15 protein-coding genes are annotated in these 14,726 nt (G+C 62.1%); 1 reads left to right on the top strand and 14 read right to left on the bottom strand.

The window, feature by feature from the left end:
• Window positions 1-222 precede the first annotated feature (222 nt).
• The 5 genes from FAZ30_RS15305 to ssuD form a co-directional block, all read right to left on the bottom strand.
• Entirely contained in the window at window positions 223-1,158 is a 936-nt protein-coding gene (locus FAZ30_RS15305) for a TauD/TfdA dioxygenase family protein (RefSeq protein ID WP_124641065.1), read from the bottom strand.
• Window positions 1,159-1,728: 570 nt separating this feature from the next.
• Window positions 1,729-1,914, bottom strand: a complete 186-nt coding sequence (locus FAZ30_RS15300) for a hypothetical protein (protein ID WP_124641067.1) — start codon at window positions 1,912-1,914, stop codon at window positions 1,729-1,731.
• 400 nt (window positions 1,915-2,314) lie between these two features.
• A complete protein-coding gene (locus tag FAZ30_RS15295) occupies window positions 2,315-3,277 on the bottom strand; it encodes a sulfonate ABC transporter substrate-binding protein (protein WP_124641069.1) in 963 nt (320 codons plus the stop codon).
• A gap of 152 nt (window positions 3,278-3,429) precedes the next feature.
• The gene (locus tag FAZ30_RS15290) at window positions 3,430-4,272 is read right to left on the bottom strand and encodes an amidohydrolase family protein (RefSeq protein ID WP_137009760.1); all 843 of its coding nucleotides are present in this window, start codon (window positions 4,270-4,272) and stop codon (window positions 3,430-3,432) included.
• A complete protein-coding gene (gene ssuD / locus FAZ30_RS15285; RefSeq protein ID WP_137009759.1) occupies window positions 4,269-5,420 on the bottom strand; it encodes an FMNH2-dependent alkanesulfonate monooxygenase in 1,152 nt (383 codons plus the stop codon). The genes FAZ30_RS15290 and ssuD overlap by 4 nt, the downstream gene beginning before the upstream one ends.
• 220 nt (window positions 5,421-5,640) lie before the next feature.
• Between ssuD and FAZ30_RS15280 the strand changes: the two genes are divergently transcribed.
• Window positions 5,641-6,369: a GntR family transcriptional regulator gene (locus tag FAZ30_RS15280; RefSeq protein ID WP_137009758.1), complete on the top strand. Its 729-nt coding sequence runs from the start codon at window positions 5,641-5,643 to the stop codon at window positions 6,367-6,369.
• A 38-nt stretch (window positions 6,370-6,407) separates the two neighbouring features.
• Here the strand turns inward: FAZ30_RS15280 and FAZ30_RS15275 are convergent, their stop codons facing one another.
• From FAZ30_RS15275 to FAZ30_RS15235, 9 genes are all read right to left on the bottom strand, one after another.
• Window positions 6,408-7,217, bottom strand: a complete 810-nt coding sequence (locus FAZ30_RS15275; RefSeq protein ID WP_137009757.1) for a MetQ/NlpA family ABC transporter substrate-binding protein — start codon at window positions 7,215-7,217, stop codon at window positions 6,408-6,410.
• 44 nt (window positions 7,218-7,261) lie between these two features.
• Complete coding sequence (locus FAZ30_RS15270) at window positions 7,262-8,617, bottom strand: LLM class flavin-dependent oxidoreductase (RefSeq protein WP_137009756.1); 1,356 nt, start codon at window positions 8,615-8,617, stop codon at window positions 7,262-7,264.
• Between the two features lies 1 nt (window position 8,618).
• Window positions 8,619-9,836 carry an SfnB family sulfur acquisition oxidoreductase gene (locus FAZ30_RS15265; RefSeq protein ID WP_205676604.1) on the bottom strand — a complete coding sequence of 406 codons (1,218 nt, stop codon included), beginning with the start codon at window positions 9,834-9,836 and terminating at the stop codon, window positions 8,619-8,621.
• Between the two features lie 14 nt (window positions 9,837-9,850).
• Window positions 9,851-11,056, bottom strand: a complete 1,206-nt coding sequence (locus FAZ30_RS15260; protein WP_137009754.1) for an SfnB family sulfur acquisition oxidoreductase — start codon at window positions 11,054-11,056, stop codon at window positions 9,851-9,853.
• A 13-nt stretch (window positions 11,057-11,069) separates the two neighbouring features.
• Entirely contained in the window at window positions 11,070-11,723 is a 654-nt protein-coding gene (locus FAZ30_RS15255) for a methionine ABC transporter permease (protein ID WP_103523191.1), read from the bottom strand.
• On the bottom strand, window positions 11,716-12,825 hold the full coding sequence (locus tag FAZ30_RS20815) for an ATP-binding cassette domain-containing protein (RefSeq protein WP_137009753.1): 1,110 nt from the start codon (window positions 12,823-12,825) through the stop codon (window positions 11,716-11,718). Before FAZ30_RS20815 ends, FAZ30_RS15255 begins: the two co-directional genes overlap by 8 nt.
• Before the next feature lie 10 nt (window positions 12,826-12,835).
• On the bottom strand, window positions 12,836-13,648 hold the full coding sequence (locus tag FAZ30_RS15245) for a MetQ/NlpA family ABC transporter substrate-binding protein (RefSeq protein WP_137009752.1): 813 nt from the start codon (window positions 13,646-13,648) through the stop codon (window positions 12,836-12,838).
• A 195-nt stretch (window positions 13,649-13,843) separates the two neighbouring features.
• On the bottom strand, window positions 13,844-14,434 hold the full coding sequence (locus FAZ30_RS15240) for a malonic semialdehyde reductase (protein ID WP_124641090.1): 591 nt from the start codon (window positions 14,432-14,434) through the stop codon (window positions 13,844-13,846).
• A 10-nt stretch (window positions 14,435-14,444) separates the two neighbouring features.
• Window positions 14,445-14,663, bottom strand: a complete 219-nt coding sequence (locus FAZ30_RS15235) for a TOBE domain-containing protein (protein ID WP_103523187.1) — start codon at window positions 14,661-14,663, stop codon at window positions 14,445-14,447.
• Window positions 14,664-14,726 lie beyond the last annotated feature (63 nt).

The raw sequence follows: 14,726 nt of genomic DNA, 5'->3' as shown, positions 1-14,726 counted from the left end.
GAATGCAGCAAATTTTTAATAAAATTGACAATTATCAATCAGAAATGATTTGCACTCAGCCGGTGCCTATGGCCAGAAATCACCGCAAGCGGCAACAAGATTGCCCCTGCCCGCAAAGGCGGTGAGCAATACTGAAGGAAATGGCTGAAAGAAAGGATTTTGTTGCAAAGTGCGGGGCATCCAGTGGCTGAATGCCCCATCTCAGACCGGGCCGATCACCCCTTACACGGCTGATAGCAAGCTAGCTGCCGCTTGCGGGCCGTGGTCACGATAGGCCGAAACCCGTTCGCCCCAGCGCTCGAAAGGATAATAATCCCAGATCGCATGGTGCTGGGTGGCCCAGTTGTCCCACAACAACAGGGTATCCGGCTGCCAGTGAATGCGGGCCTGGAAGGACTGGTGTTTTTCGATATGACGGAACAGCAGCTGCAACAAGGCACGGCTTTCGGCCCGGCTCAGCTGCACGATGTGCGAGGTGAAGGCTTCGTTGACAAACAGGAACTTGCGACCGCTGACCGGGTGACGGGCTACCACCGGATGCTCGCTGGCATTGAATACCTGACCAGGCTTGGGCTCGGCACCATAGCCATTGCTCCACCCTTCCTTGCCGTCGTGGACGGCGCTCAGCCCTTCCAGAAACTGCTTCAGCGGATCAGACAAGGACGCGTAGGCCAGATAGAGGTTGGCAAATGCCGTATCACCGCCGCCCACTTCCGGCAGCCGGGTCACCCGCAGCAGCGAGGCCCAGATGGGGTGCGGATCGCAAGACACATCGTTATGCCAGGCATCACCAGCGGTGTAGCGCGTGCTGCGGCCTGTTTTCCAGCCCAGGATTTCCGGATCATCACTACGCGCGGTCAACTGGGTGCTGTCACCCAGCACGTGCTGGTGCAGGCTGCCAAAATGCCGGGCGAAGGCCTTGTGCTCTGTGGCACCGATGGCCTGTCCGGGGAAGGTCAGCACCAGAAAATCGGTGAGCGCCTGGCGGATTTCCTCCAGCTGTGCCGGCGGCAGGGGCTGGCTCAGGTCCACGCCCCGGATTTCCGCACCCAGCGCCGGTGACAGGCGACGCAAGTCCACATGTTGATACTGCTGCACTGCCCGGGTATTCCAGCCTTCGATGGCCAGCTTGTCGTTGTAATCCTGATAAAAACTCATCTCGCAGCCTCTGGTGCCAAGGGGAAAAATGGTGGCCCTGCCCTTGCGGCAAAACCACTTGTCAGACATGGATATTAAGAAATCCACCCGGCATTCCCAAGCAAGAAATTGCGGATAGCTTATTCAGAAAATTGCAGGAAATTTGCAGCAGAAAACAGCCATACCGTCGGGCCACCCACCTCGGTCAAAGAGGCTGTTTTTTGTCACCCACAGACGGAAACAAACACGGACATCCTGTAGCGCGCACGCAGACGGCGTGACCGGCCGTGGCCGTGCACATCGCGGGTGTTTGTACAGGAATCGGCAAGGAAGCGGCAGGCTGGCACCTTGGCTGTAGCAGATAAGAAGCAAGATAGAGGACAGGATTCCACCGGGAAGTGGCAGCTGACAGGTTTTAGAAGATGTGCATAGTCTGCCGAGACTTTGAACAGCTTCTTACATCAGGACAAGACGAGATGGCCAGCACTGGCGTTTTAGCTCGGACGGCTGGCAAAGTGACGGCGGCCATTGGGCAAGCGCCCGGCAGGATGCGCCTGCCAGGCAGCAGGCGCGCGGTGCAATCACGCCGGCTCAGAAATCATCCAGCGTGCAGGGTTGGGTATCTTCTTCAATATCCTTCAACAGCAATATCTTGATGGGCACGACCATCTCCCGGATGTCCTGCTTGGCACGGAAAATATCCGCCTCCAACTGGCACAGCACCAATTGAAATGCCAGATCCAGCATGGCCTCGATATTGGGGATTTTGGCGTCCAACTATTTTTCCTGCCCGGTATACAACCATTTGATTTTTACTGCAGCAATCTGCGCCGTGACACAGACTGCTGTACACCTCAGCAGTATCATGCCATTCGGGTGTTTTCGTCCATAAAATAACGAATATATTGGCGATAAATAAGGAAAAATCGCTGCCGTTTACGGGAAAAATGCCAGATATATAGCACTATCTATTAGTGATGCTTTCAGCATTTTTTACATACTGCCGATACCGGCAGCGTATCATCCTGCACCACGACAAAAAGCCGGCATCGCACGCGCAATGCCGGCCTCCATCAAACCACCAACAGCCCGCTCAGGCGGCATCCCGGGCCGCTAACAAAAACTGCGGCGGCGCTGCGCCTTGCCCCAGGGGGCTAGGCCATTTGCTTGGCTGCGCTTACTTGCCATCCCACACGATATCCTTCACCACCAGCGGCTTGGGAACCAGCTTGAGCTTGAAAAAGGTATCGGCAATGCGCTGCTGCTCGGCCACCACCTTGCCATCCAGCAGTTTCACCCCGTAGCCGGAGCGTTGCGCAGCCACCTGCACGATGTCCTTGTCCAGGCCGATCTGGCTGGATAGCTCGGCCGCTACTTCCGGAATATGGCTCTTGCCCCAGGAATCCAGCCGTTGCAGCTCTTCCAGCACCACCTTGATCACCTTGGGATTGCTGGCTACATAAGGCTTGCGCCCCAGATAAAACTGGGTGTTGTTGACGATGCCCTTGCCATCGGCCAGCAGGCGGGCACCCAGCTGTTTTTCCGCCGCAGCAAAGAACGGGTCCCAGATCACCCAGGCGTCCACACTGCCTTGCTGGAAGGCCGCGCGGCCATCGGCCGGATTAAGGAATACCGGGGTGATATCCTCATATTTGAGGCCGGCCTTTTCCAGCGCACGCACCAGCAGATAGTGCACATTGGACCCCTTGTTCAGCGCCACGCGCTTGCCCTTGAGGTCTTTCACACTGCGGATGGCCGAGTCCTTGCTCACCACGATGCCTTCGCCTTGCGGCGCGGCCGGTTCATTGGCCAGATACAGCAGGTCGGCCCCCGCCGCCTGGGCAAAGATGGGCGGCGTTTCGCCGGTGGTGCCCAGGTCCACGCTGCCCACATTCAGCGCCTCGAGCAGTTGCGGGCCACCGGGGAATTCGGCCCATTTCACCTTGATGCCCAGCGGGGCCAGGCGTTTTTCCAGCGTGCCCTGCGCCTTGAGCAGCACCAGCGTGCCGTATTTCTGATAACCGATATTCAGGGTGTCGCTGCCGGCAGCCAGTGCGCTGGCCGACAGGGTGGACAGCGCCAGGCCAGCTGCCGCCAGCAGGCTCAGCAAACGGCGGCGGGTGGGGTTGAAGTGTTGCATCACGTTTCCTTATTGTTTGCAGTATGGATATCCGGCTTTAAAGCGGCCAACAAAATGGCGTAGCGTCCCTGCGGCAAGGCACACCGCCGCAGACCGAACAAAAAGTCCGGCCAGGAGGCGCAATGCCGCAGCAGGTTTTTTGTTAGCCGTCCTTAAAGGTCAAACAGGCGCGCGGCATTGCCGTACAGCACCTTGTCCAGCACATCGGGCCGCAGGCCCAGGCCATGCAGATCATCAATCGACTGGCGAATGGGGCGGAATGGATAGGACGAGCCAAACAGCAGCTGCTCGGCCATGAAGCCATTGGCCGCATCGATATACAGCTGGCTGCCCGGCAAAAACTGGTACATGTCCGGCACCAGCAATACGTTTTCATGGCGAAAGGCGATGGCGATGACTTCCGCCACCCGTGGCCAGTAGCCGTGGTAGCAAACGATGGGCAGCTGCGGAAAATCCGCCGCCACCTTGGCCAAACCGGAGGGGTCGTTATAACGCGGGTCCGGCGTGGTGGGGCCGGACATCAGGCAGACCGGCACGCCCAGCGCCGCGCAGGTTTCGTAGATGGGGTAGTACACCGCATCGTCCGGCTGCCGTGCCGGCACGCCAAAGCCCGGTTCGATATCGATGCCGGACAGGCCCAGCTGGCGGATGGCACGCTCGGCCTCGGCTACCGCCGCCTGCTCGCCCTGCAAGGCCGGGTCCACCCCGGCAATGCCCAGCAGGCGCTCATGGCCATGCACGATCTGGTGAATGGTGTCATTGGGCAGCTGCTGGCCCGGCGTATGCCGCCCCACTACCACGGCGTGGCTGAGGCCGGCGCTGGCCACCTCCTCCACAAAACCTTGCTGGGTCAGCGAGTTGACAAAGTGCTGGTCGTCACGCGAGCCCACGCTCCGGTTAAGCCAGCGTGCCGCCTCGTAAGCCTGGGTGCCGGGCGAGGCCCCGAAGAAATCGTGCAGGAAGGCCGGCCTGCAGCGCATGTCGATCACCCTCATGCGGCCTCCGTCTCGGCCACGGCCTTGCTCACTACCGTGCTGGCATCAAACGGGCCACCGGTCTGTACCCGGTCGTCGCCATACACCCAGCGCTTGCCCGGCAACAGCGGGAACACCAGTTCGGCAAAGCGGTAGGCTTCTTCCAGATGCGGGTAGCCGGACAAGACAAAGCTGTCCACGCCCAGGTCGGCATATTCCTTCAGCCGCGCGGCCACGTTTTGCGCATCCCCCACCAGCGCAGTGCCGGCACCACCGCGCACCAGGCCGACGCCGGCCCACAGATTGGGGCTGACTTCCAGCTGGTCGCGCTTGCCACCATGCAGCGCTGCCATGCGGCGCTGGCCTTCGGAATCCATGGCGGCAAAGCGCTGCTGCACCTTGGCGATCACCTCGTCATCCAGATGGCTGATCAGCGCATTGGCCGCCGCCCAGGCTTGCTCGGTGGTTTCACGCACGATCACATGCAGGCGCACGCCAAAGCGCACGGTGCGGCCCAGCTTGGCGGCGCGGGCGCGCACATCGGCAATCTTCTCGGCCACGGCGGCCGGTGGTTCGCCCCAGGTGAGGTAGGCTTCCACGTGCTCGGCCGCCAGATCATGCGCAGCACTGGACGAGCCACCAAAGTACAGCGGCGGGGCCGGTTTCTGCACCGGCTCAAAGAAATTCTGCGCGTTTTCCACCGTGTGATATTTGCCGGCGTAGTTGACGGTTTCCCCGGCCAGCAGGCGCTTCCAGATGTGCAGGAATTCGCTGGCTTCCTCGTAGCGCTGGTCGTGATCCAGGAAGATGCCATCGGCGGCCAGTTCGGCCGAATCGCCGCCGGCCACCACATTCAGCAGTAGGCGGCCATTGCTGGCCTGATCCAGCGTGGCGGCCATGCGGGCGGCGGCGGTGGGCTTGGTCAGCGCAGTGCGCAGCGCCACCAGCAGCTTCAGCCGGCTGGTGACCGGCACCAGGCTGGAGGCGGTCACCCACGGGTCCAGGCAGCCGCTGCCCGTGGGGATGAGAATGCCGTCGTAACCCAGATTGTCCGCCGCCACGGCAATCTGCCGCAGGTATTCGTTGCTGACAGCGCGGCCGGAGCCGGACTGGCCCAGATAACGGGTATCCCCCGAGGTGGGCAGAAACCAGAAGATATCGAGACTCATGGTGCTTCCTTTGCTGGCGGTTGTGCGGAACACCGTGGGCGATGCGGCTGGCAGGCCACGGTGAAAATGATGAGGCTGATTCTAGACAGCCGCCTGTCCACACAGAACCAAGGAAATCAGCAAAGCAAATCACTTTAAGTCATAACCTGTCATGACAGGTTGGCAGGGTTTCGGGCTTATACTCGCTGCAGTTCATCACTGCATCTGCCCCACTGTCATCATGTCCACCCTGAACGCCCCCCAAGCCCTGCACGCCCGCATCCGCGACAGCCTGCGCAGCCAGATTCTCAGCGGCCATTACGATCAGCACGACAAACTGCCCTCGGAAAAACAGCTGATGGAAAGCTTTGGTGTGAGCCGCATTACCGTGCGCCATGCACTGGGAACCCTGGAACAGGAAGGCATGATCTTCCGCATTGCCGGCAAGGGCTGCTATGTCGCCAAGAACAAGCCCACCCAGACGCTGACCCGGCTACAAGGCTTTGCCGAAGCCATGCATAGCCAGGGCTACGCCGCCTGCAACCGGGTACTGAGCCTGAACAGCCTGCCCGCCAGCGAGCTGGTGGCTCAGGTGTTTGGCGTAGCGGTGGGCGCGCCCATGGTGGAGCTGCGCCGCCTGCGTTATCTGGAGCGGCTGCCGGTATCGCTGGATATCAGTTACTTCACCCAGGAGCTGGGCCAGCGCCTGGCGCGTGAAGACCTGGTCACCCGCGATGTGTTTCACATTCTGGAAAATGACTATGGCCAGCCACTGGGCCATGCCGACCTCGGCATTGAAGCCGCGCTGGCCACGCCGGAAGAAGCCGGCTTGCTGGAAGTGCCGCCCGCCTCGCCGCTGCTGGCCTTGCAACGCATGACCTGGGGCGCGGACGGCAGCCCGCTGGAACTGGATTTCATCCGCTACCGCGCCGACCGTTTCCGCTACCAGCTGCGTATCGAACGCCGCTGAATACTGGCCGGCACCACCTGCTGCCGGCCAACGGCGGTTCATTTCAGCCAGGCTAGGCTGTAGAGCTTGTCGTTGTTGGCGTAGGACTTGCGAATCTGCGCTTTGACCGCCGGCGAGTTCTGGTAGATCTGCACGAACTTCAGCAGGCGAGGATCGCGGGCATTGTCATCACGGGCGACAAAGCGCAGGGCGTATTGCTCGTCGTCCTTGCCGGAGAAAATCAGCGCACTACCGGGGTCGAAGGCATGCGCCGCCACGATGAAGTGCGGGTAGCCTTGGGCCAGATCGACATCATTCACCACCCGCACCAGCTGCGGCCCTTCCACCTCGACAAACTCCAGTTTGCGCGGATTGCTGGCGATATCACCCAGCCTGCCACGCGCACCCACGCCGTCACGCAGCTTGATCAGGCCGGCTTTTTGCAGCAACAGCAAGCCACGGCCCTGATTGATGGGGTCGCTGGCAATGGCCACCTTGGCACCAGTTTTCAACTCACCAAATTGCTTGATGCGGCTGGAGTACAAGCCGACATTGGCCAGGATGCCCACCCCAACCGGGCGAAAGTGAAAACCCTGGGTCTTGATCACATTGTCCAGAAATGCCTGGTGTTGGAAATAATTGGCGTCCAGATCCTTGCTGGCCAGCGCCACATTGGGCGTGGTCCAGTCGGAAAACTCCACCACATCGACTTCCAGCCCCTGCTTTCTGGCCTCCTGCGCGGCCACCTGTACCGAATCGGCATAAGCGCCGGGCGTGACGCCAATTTTCAGTGCCGCCGCCAGTGCGCCTTGTGCCAGCAGCAGGCCGACCAGCGCCAGTGCGCCCAGTTGCTTCTTGTGATGCTTCATGATTTTCCCTTGAGTGTGTGATGTTGTTTTGATTGCTGGTCGCTTCAGCGTGGCCGGTAACCCGCCGCAGCATGGCGCGCCGGCAAGCGGTCGCCCTCGGCAAACAGCTTGTGGCGCAGGCTGCCTTCAGCGTAAGCGGTCTTGTAACTGCCACGGTTTTGCAGCTCCGGGATCACCAGATCGATGAAGTCTTCGTAGCTTTCCGGCGTAACCGTGCGAGTCAGGTTGAAGCCGTCCACGCCCACATCGTTGACCCAGCTTTCCAGCTCGTCGGCCACGCTGGCGGCATCCCCCACCAGCGTGGGATAGCGGCTGCCCAGACGGAAGCGCTCCAGCAGCTTGCGCCGGGTCAACTGGTTGGCAGCGGCGGTTTTGGCTGCGGACTGGATGGCATTGCTGCCACCGTATTCAATCGGGTCGTCCAGACCATAGCGGCTGAAGTCCACGCCGATGCTGCTGGCAAAGTGGGCGAGACCCGCCTCCGGGCTGGCGTACTGCCAGTAGTCGTCAAACTTGTCCTGCGCCTCGGCCTGGGTCTGGCCCACCACCGCCGCGATGCCGATGAAGATTTTCACATCCTCGGCGCGGCGGCCGGCGGCCACCGCCTGACGACGGATGTCCTGCACCAGCTGGCGGGTTTTGTCCTTGTCCTGGGCTGCGATGAAAATGCCTTCGGCGTGGCGGGCGGCAAACTGCTGGCCACGCTCCGAGCTGCCAGCCTGAAACAGCACCGGCGTGCGCTGGCGTGACGGCTCGCTCAGGTGGTAGCCGTCCAGCTGATAGAACGGCCCCTGGTGATTGATGCGGTGGATACGGCTGGCATCGGCAAACACCCGCGCCGCCTTGTCGCGCCGTACCGCCTCATCCTCCCAGCTGCCCTCCCACAGCTTGTACAGCAGCGTCAGGTAATCGTCGGCGCGGTCGTAGCGCTGGTCGTGTTCGTCCTGGGTCAGCAGGCCCATGGCACGCGCCCCGCTGTCCAGATAGCCGGTGACGATATTCCAGCCGGCACGGCCGCCGGTGAGGTGGTCCAGCGTGGACATGCGGCGGGCGAACAGATAAGGCGGCTCGTAGCTGAGATTGGCCGTGACGCCAAAGCCCAGATTCTGGGTCACCGCGGCCATGGCCGGCACCAGCAGCAAGGGGTCGTTGACCGGCAGCTGGATGGCTTCGCGCGCGGTCAGGTCTATCGATTGCTGATACACATCGTAGACACCGATGATGTCGGCGATGAACAGGCCGTCGAATAGGCCGCGCTCCAGTGTTCTGGCCAGATTGGTCCAGTAAGACAGCGTGTTGTAGTCCACCGAATTGTCACGCGGATGCGCCCACAGGCCATGGTTGATGTGGCCGACGCAATTCATGTTGAAGGCATTGAGCAGAATCTGTTTTTTGCTCATGTCACAAGGCTCCGTGGCGCGGCGGCAAGACATCGTTCAGCACATAGTTGCCGACGGCGAAGAACTTCCAGCGCACCGGATCATGCAGGGTGTGCACGCGGGCATTGCGCCAGTAGCGGTCCAGATTGCGCTCGCCCAGCGTGGCGCTGGTGCCGGACAGCTCGAACAGCTGATTGCCGGCCAGCAGTGCCACTTCGGTAGTCAGTACCTTGGCTTCGGCCACCGCCACCGAGGCCTCGGCCACGCAGCGCGCATCGGGGAAAGCCTGCTGTTGCAGTGCATCCAGCACGCGGCCAGCCCGGTGCAGCAAGGCATCCGCCGCCCGCAGCCGCACTTGCACATTGCCCACCCGCTCCAGCAGCAGCGGGTCGCGGCTGGCCTTGTCCACGCCGGCATCAATCCATGGCCGCGCATGTTCACGCACATAGTGCAGGGTTTCCTGATAGGCCCCGCGTGCCTGGCCGCTGTCGATGGCGCAGTGCAGCAGCTGGGCAAAGGGGCCAATGGAGGTGGGCCGGTCAAACGAGGCCTTGAACGGCACGATCCACTCCGGCTCCACCCACACCTGGCTGAAACTGACCGAGCCGCTGCCGGTGACGCGCTGGCCAAAGCCATCCCAGTCGTCGGTGATTTCCACACCATCACTGTGGCGCGGGATGAAGGCCAGATAGCTGTCCTGATTGTCATCCACCACCAGGGTGGGAATCCACTGCGCATACAAGGCCCCGGTGCAATAAAACTTCTGCCCGCTGACGCGATAGCCCTTGCCCTCCGGCGTCAGCCGAGTGCGGCGCTGGTAATCCTTGTGGCCGATTTCGGCCAGCGCATTGCCGAAACGCACGCCCTCCAGCGCCAGGCCGTAGAAAAAGCGCTTTTGCGCCGCGCTGCCACCCACGCGCAGCACCTCCAGCGCGTAGTAGTGGTTTTGCGGAATTTGCGCCAGCGAACCATCGGCGGCACTGATGGTGGCGATCACTTCGGCCAGCGTGACATGGGACACGCCAGCACCGCCGTATTCGCGCGGCACGGTAATGCCCCACAGGCCGCTCTGGCTGAAGGTTTCCAGCTCGGCCCACGGCAGGATGCGCTCGCGGTCGCGCCGCGCTGCATCAGGGGCGAAATCAGCAGCCAGGCGGAGGGCCAGCTGCAAGGCTTCCTCATCGCTGCTAATGCGATGGGCTGATCGTTGACTGACAGGCAAAACGGCCGGTGCGCTCATGAATGGCTCTCCTTTCAATTCCATTGATGGCGCGCGGGGAAGGCGCCGTTAAGGTGGTACTGGCCGATGGCGTGGTATTTCCAGCGCACCGGATCGTGCAGGGTGTGCACCCGCGCATTGCGCCAGTGGCGGTCCAGCTGGTGGCGCGCCCGAGTGGCGGACGAGCCAGCCAGCTCGAACAGCTTTTCACTGGTTTGCAGGGCGATTTCGGTGGTCAGCACCTTGGCCTCGGCCACGGCGATGGACGCCTCGGCACTGCGGGCATCGCTGATGTCGCCGCCAAGCAGGTGGTCCAGCGTGCGCGCGGCATTGTCCAGCACCTCCTGTGCCGCATGCAGATCGATCTGCAACCGGCCGATGGCATGGATGACAAAGGGGTCGTCACTGGCCCGCTCCACCCCGGAATCCAGCCAGGGCCGGGCCTGTTCGCGCACGAACAGGATGGCATCGTGCAAGGCGGCCTCGGCGATGCCGGCATCAATCGATGCCTGGATCAGCTGGGAAACCGGCCCGGTGAGGTTGGGCCGGTCGGCCAGCTGCCATACCGGCAGCAAATGCGCTTCGTCCACCAGCACCTGGTCGAAACGCACCGAGCCGCTGGCCGTGGTGCGTTGGCCAAACGACGACCAGTCGTCGATGACTTCCACGCCCGGCGCATGGCGTGGCACCAGCACCTGCACCGTCAGCCCGGACTCATCCTTGGCACGAGTGGGAATCCAGTCGGCAAACAGGGCACCCGTGGAGTAAAAGCGCTGGCCGCTCAGCCGCAGCCCGTCCGTGCCGCGCTGTAGCCGGGTGCTCAGTTGCAGCATGGACTGCTGGCCTTTTTCCGGCCCGGCATTGCCCAGCCGCCGCCCGGACAGCACTTCGCTATAGATGAAGCGCAGCTGTGCCGGCGTGGCCAGCAGGCGGAACACCTCCAGCACGGCAAAGTGATTCTGCGGAATCTGCCCCAGCGAGGGGTCGGCCGCGCACAGGATGCGGAACACCTGCGACAACGTCAGCAGGCTGACGCCGGCCCCGCCATGTGACTTGGGCACGGTGATGCCACCCAGGCCGCTGGCCGAGTACTGTGCCAGCTCGGCCCAGGGCAAACGCCGTTCGCGATCACGCAACCCGGCCTCCTGAGCAAACTGTGCCGCCAGCCGGCGGGCCACTTCCAGCGCCTCGGCATCACTGCGGATCAGTGCCGCCTCCTGGAACAATGCTTGATGACTCATGACAACTCCTGTTTCATTGACGATGGTTCAGCCGGCGTGCCAGGGCATCGCCCACGGTCTGCACCACGCTGACCAGCACGATCAGGCCAAGCAGTACCGACACCATCACCTGGGTGTCGAAACGCTGATAACCATAACGAATGGCCACATCCCCCAGCCCGCCTGCCCCTACCGCCCCGGCCATGGCCGAGGAGCCGATCATCGCCACCAGGGTGATGGTGAGGCCGGACACGATGCCGGGCAGCGCCTCCGGCAGCAGCACTTGCCACAGCACGTCGCGGCGGCGGCCGCCCATGGCCTGTACCGCTTCGATCAGGCCACGGTCCACCTCGCGCAGGCTGACTTCGGCGATGCGGGCAAAGAACGGAATACCGGCCACCGACAAGGGTACCGCCGCGGCCCACACGCCTATGGTGGTCCCCACCACCAGCCGGGTGAACGGCAGCAAGACCACCAGCAAAATGATGAAAGGCACCGAGCGGAACACATTGACCACGCTGCCCACCCCACGGTTGAGCCAGGGCCGGGCATACAGATCGCCCGGACCGGTGGTGACCAGCAGCAAGGCCAGCGCCAGCCCGAACAAGGCCGATACCAGCGCCGACACGCTGACCATCTGCAGGGTTTGCCAAGTGGCCGTGAGATACAAATCAACAAAATCAGGCATGGTCCAGATACCCCAGGATGCGAATATTGCCGACCGGCACGGCCAGCTGACGGGCCAGATCGCCCAGACGATTGCGTGACTGCGGTGCGCAGGCCAGCACCAGCCGGCCCTGCGCCCGGCCCTGGATGCGCTCCACTCCGCCATGCAGCAGGCGGGTGGCCGGCCCCAGTGCGCTGACCAGCGGCCCCAGCGCCGGGTCTTGTCCGCTGACCCCGTCCAGCCGCACATCCAGCAGCAGTTCGGACTGGGCCGTGGCCGGCTCGCTGGCAATGCGGCCCTGCACGTCGGGCGGCAGCTCGTGCACCAGCGATGCCAGCAAGGCGCGGGTGGCATCGGCCTGCGGTGCACCAAACACCTGCCACACCGGCCCCAGCTCCACCACCTGCCCTGCTTCCAGTACGGCCACGCGGTCGCAGATTTCGCGGATCACGGCCATTTCATGGGTAATCAGCACTACGGTGACATTCAGCTGGCGGTTGATGTCGCGTAGCAGTGCCAGAATCGACTGCGTGGTTTCCGGGTCCAGCGCCGAGGTGGCCTCGTCGCACAGCAGGATGTCCGGCCGGTGCGCCAGCGCCCGGGCAATGCCCACCCGCTGCTTCTGCCCGCCGGACAGCCGTGCCGGATAGACATCGCGCTTGCCCTCCAGTCCGACCAGGCGCAGCAGCTCGTCGACACGCTGCTCGATATCCGCAGCGGCTACCCCGGCAATCTTCAGTGGCAGGCCGATGTTCTGCGCCACCGTGCGCGAGGACAGCAGGTTGAAATGCTGGAAAATCATGCCGATGCCACGGCGCGCCCGCGCCAGCTGCGCCTCGTTCAGCCCGGACAGGTCACGTCCGCCCACCAGCACGCGTCCGCTGCTGGGCTGTTCCAGCCGGTTGATGATGCGCAGCAGGGTTGATTTGCCTGCGCCGCTACGGCCGATGATGCCGAAGATTTCCCCGCGCCGGATGCCGAACTCCACCTCCTGCAAGGCCTGTACGCTGCGCCCGCCTGCCTGGAACTGCCGGCCCAGTTGCTGGAACTCCACCAGCACTTCAGCCTCCGCTGGTGCAGCGGCTAGTGGAGTACCCAGCGCAATATCTGCCCGTGCATTCATACCCTTCTCCTTACAGCCAGGCCGGGGCGTACAGCTTGCCGAACACCTTGTCCAGCGAAGCGCGCACCTGCTTCGAGTGTTGATAGATGGCAATGAAGCGGCGGATTTGCGGGTTGTTCACGTTCTGTTTGCGCACCACCCATTGCAGGGCGTAGATCTTGTTTTCCAGCCCGTCGAACAGCAGCGCATTGTCCGGGTTGTCGCCGGCCAGCTTGAGAAAGGAGGGGTAGCCCTGCGCCAGATCCACGTCATCCAGCGAACGCGCCAGCTGCGAGGCTTCCAGCTGCACGATTTGCAGCTTGCGCGGATTGGCCACGATGTCCTGGATGGTGGCCTTGTAACCCAGGCCAGGCTTGAGCTTGATCAGCCCGGCTTTTTCCAGTAGCAGCAAGCCGCGCCCGCCATTGACCGGATCGCCGGCAATCGCCACCTTGGCTCCCTGCGGAATCTGGGCAAAGGATTTCCATTTGTGCGAGTACAGGCCGATTTTCATGATGGTGCCGGGGGCAATCGGCACAAAGTCATAGCCGCCCTGCTTCTTGGCGTTTTCCAGAAAGGGAATGTGCTGGAAATAATTGACGTCGATATCGCCATTGGCCAGCGCGGCGTTGGGGGTGTTCCAGTCGGAAAACTCCACCAGCTCCACATTCAGCCCCTGGGCTTTGGCTTCTTTCACTGCAATCTGCAGCGATTCGATTTGCGGGGTGGATGACACCCCCACCTTGATGCCGTTGGAACCGGCCACGGCCAGCGTACTGACAGCCAGCAACAGCGTGGCCAGCACACCGCCCCAGCGTGAAAATTTGATTGTTGATGACTGCATTGCAGACTCCCTGATGGTGGCTGCCGCAAGTGGGTGGGCAGCACATTCAGGGGACAGACTAACCATCCGGCATGAATCGACAAACCAAGAAAATCGCCGTTTTATATCTTAAATTCAGATAAATAACGGCAAATTACGACAAAAGCCGCCAATGCATGCGCATGGGCGGCGAGCTGACTGACAAGGGTGATGCGGTCAAACGATGGCAGCAGCCTGTTCAAACTCCAGCCGAGGACCGCGCGGCGGCTGACCGTCGCGCACACCATAGCCCAGGTTAAGCAGCAACAGGCTGCGCCACTGCCCGTCAGGGAAGAAGGCCGCATCGACCGCCGCCGCATCAAACCCTGCCATCGGCCCGGCGTCCAGCCCCAGTGCACGGGCAGCCAGAATCAGATACGCCGCTTGCAGGCTGGCATTGAGCCGCGCATGCGGTTCCAGCAATTGCGGCAGGCCATCATAGAAACCCTTGGCGTCATAAGCCGGAAACTGCCCGGGCAGATGCTGATGAAAAGCCGGGTCGTAAGCCAGCACCACGGTGAGCGGTGCGGCGGCGGTCTTGTCGCGGTTGCCGGAAGACAGCGCGGGCAGCAGCTTTTGCCTTGCCTCGGCACTGTGAATGAACAGATAACGGCCCGGCTGGCCATTAAAGGCGGTCGGCCCCCATTTCAGCAGCGCGTACAGCTGGCGAATGGTGTCTTCGCTCACCGGCCTTGGTTGAAAATGATGCGTCGATCTTGCCTGGACAAACAGCTGATCCAGGGCTTGCACTGACAGTTGCGAGCTCATGCGCACCTCCTCAGGCCAGCGTGGCAATCGACACTTCAGTGGACTTGACGAAGGCCACCACCGGCGAGCCAACCTTCAATTGCAGCTCGCGCACCGAACGGGTGGTAATCACCGAGGTGACAATGCCGGAGGCGGTTTCGACATCGACTTCCGACAGTACCGGCCCTTCCAGGATTTCCTTGATTACGCCTTTGAACTGGTTGCGGACATTAATGGATTGAATGCTCATGGGGTGGTCTTTCTCGTGGGTTTGGCCGCAGCGGCTGATAAAACCACGGTAACAGAGCTTTTT

Source organism: Aquitalea aquatilis (genome assembly GCF_005155025.1).
In the GTDB taxonomy this organism is placed as follows: Bacteria; Pseudomonadota; Gammaproteobacteria; order Burkholderiales; family Chromobacteriaceae; genus Aquitalea; species Aquitalea aquatilis.
Note: the sequence above shows the minus strand (reverse complement) of the source record. Positions and strands in the feature narration are given on the sequence as shown.

What these genes read in the sequence shown, in the direction of transcription:
- FAZ30_RS15265 (WP_205676604.1), bottom strand. Translation starts at nt 9,836, where the DNA reads ATGAGCGCACCGGCCGTTTTGCCTGTCAGTCAACGATCAGCCCATCGC.
- FAZ30_RS15235 (WP_103523187.1), bottom strand. Translation starts at nt 14,663, where the DNA reads ATGAGCATTCAATCCATTAATGTCCGCAACCAGTTCAAAGGCGTAATC.
- FAZ30_RS15295 (WP_124641069.1), bottom strand. Translation starts at nt 3,277, where the DNA reads ATGCAACACTTCAACCCCACCCGCCGCCGTTTGCTGAGCCTGCTGGCG.
- FAZ30_RS15305 (WP_124641065.1), bottom strand. Translation starts at nt 1,158, where the DNA reads ATGAGTTTTTATCAGGATTACAACGACAAGCTGGCCATCGAAGGCTGG.
- FAZ30_RS15280 (WP_137009758.1), top strand. Translation starts at nt 5,641, where the DNA reads ATGTCCACCCTGAACGCCCCCCAAGCCCTGCACGCCCGCATCCGCGAC.
- FAZ30_RS15275 (WP_137009757.1), bottom strand. Translation starts at nt 7,217, where the DNA reads ATGAAGCATCACAAGAAGCAACTGGGCGCACTGGCGCTGGTCGGCCTG.
- FAZ30_RS15260 (WP_137009754.1), bottom strand. Translation starts at nt 11,056, where the DNA reads ATGAGTCATCAAGCATTGTTCCAGGAGGCGGCACTGATCCGCAGTGAT.
- FAZ30_RS20815 (WP_137009753.1), bottom strand. Translation starts at nt 12,825, where the DNA reads ATGAATGCACGGGCAGATATTGCGCTGGGTACTCCACTAGCCGCTGCA.
- FAZ30_RS15240 (WP_124641090.1), bottom strand. Translation starts at nt 14,434, where the DNA reads ATGAGCTCGCAACTGTCAGTGCAAGCCCTGGATCAGCTGTTTGTCCAG.
- FAZ30_RS15255 (WP_103523191.1), bottom strand. Translation starts at nt 11,723, where the DNA reads ATGCCTGATTTTGTTGATTTGTATCTCACGGCCACTTGGCAAACCCTG.
- FAZ30_RS15290 (WP_137009760.1), bottom strand. Translation starts at nt 4,272, where the DNA reads ATGAGGGTGATCGACATGCGCTGCAGGCCGGCCTTCCTGCACGATTTC.
- ssuD (WP_137009759.1), bottom strand. Translation starts at nt 5,420, where the DNA reads ATGAGTCTCGATATCTTCTGGTTTCTGCCCACCTCGGGGGATACCCGT.
- FAZ30_RS15245 (WP_137009752.1), bottom strand. Translation starts at nt 13,648, where the DNA reads ATGCAGTCATCAACAATCAAATTTTCACGCTGGGGCGGTGTGCTGGCC.
- FAZ30_RS15270 (WP_137009756.1), bottom strand. Translation starts at nt 8,617, where the DNA reads ATGAGCAAAAAACAGATTCTGCTCAATGCCTTCAACATGAATTGCGTC.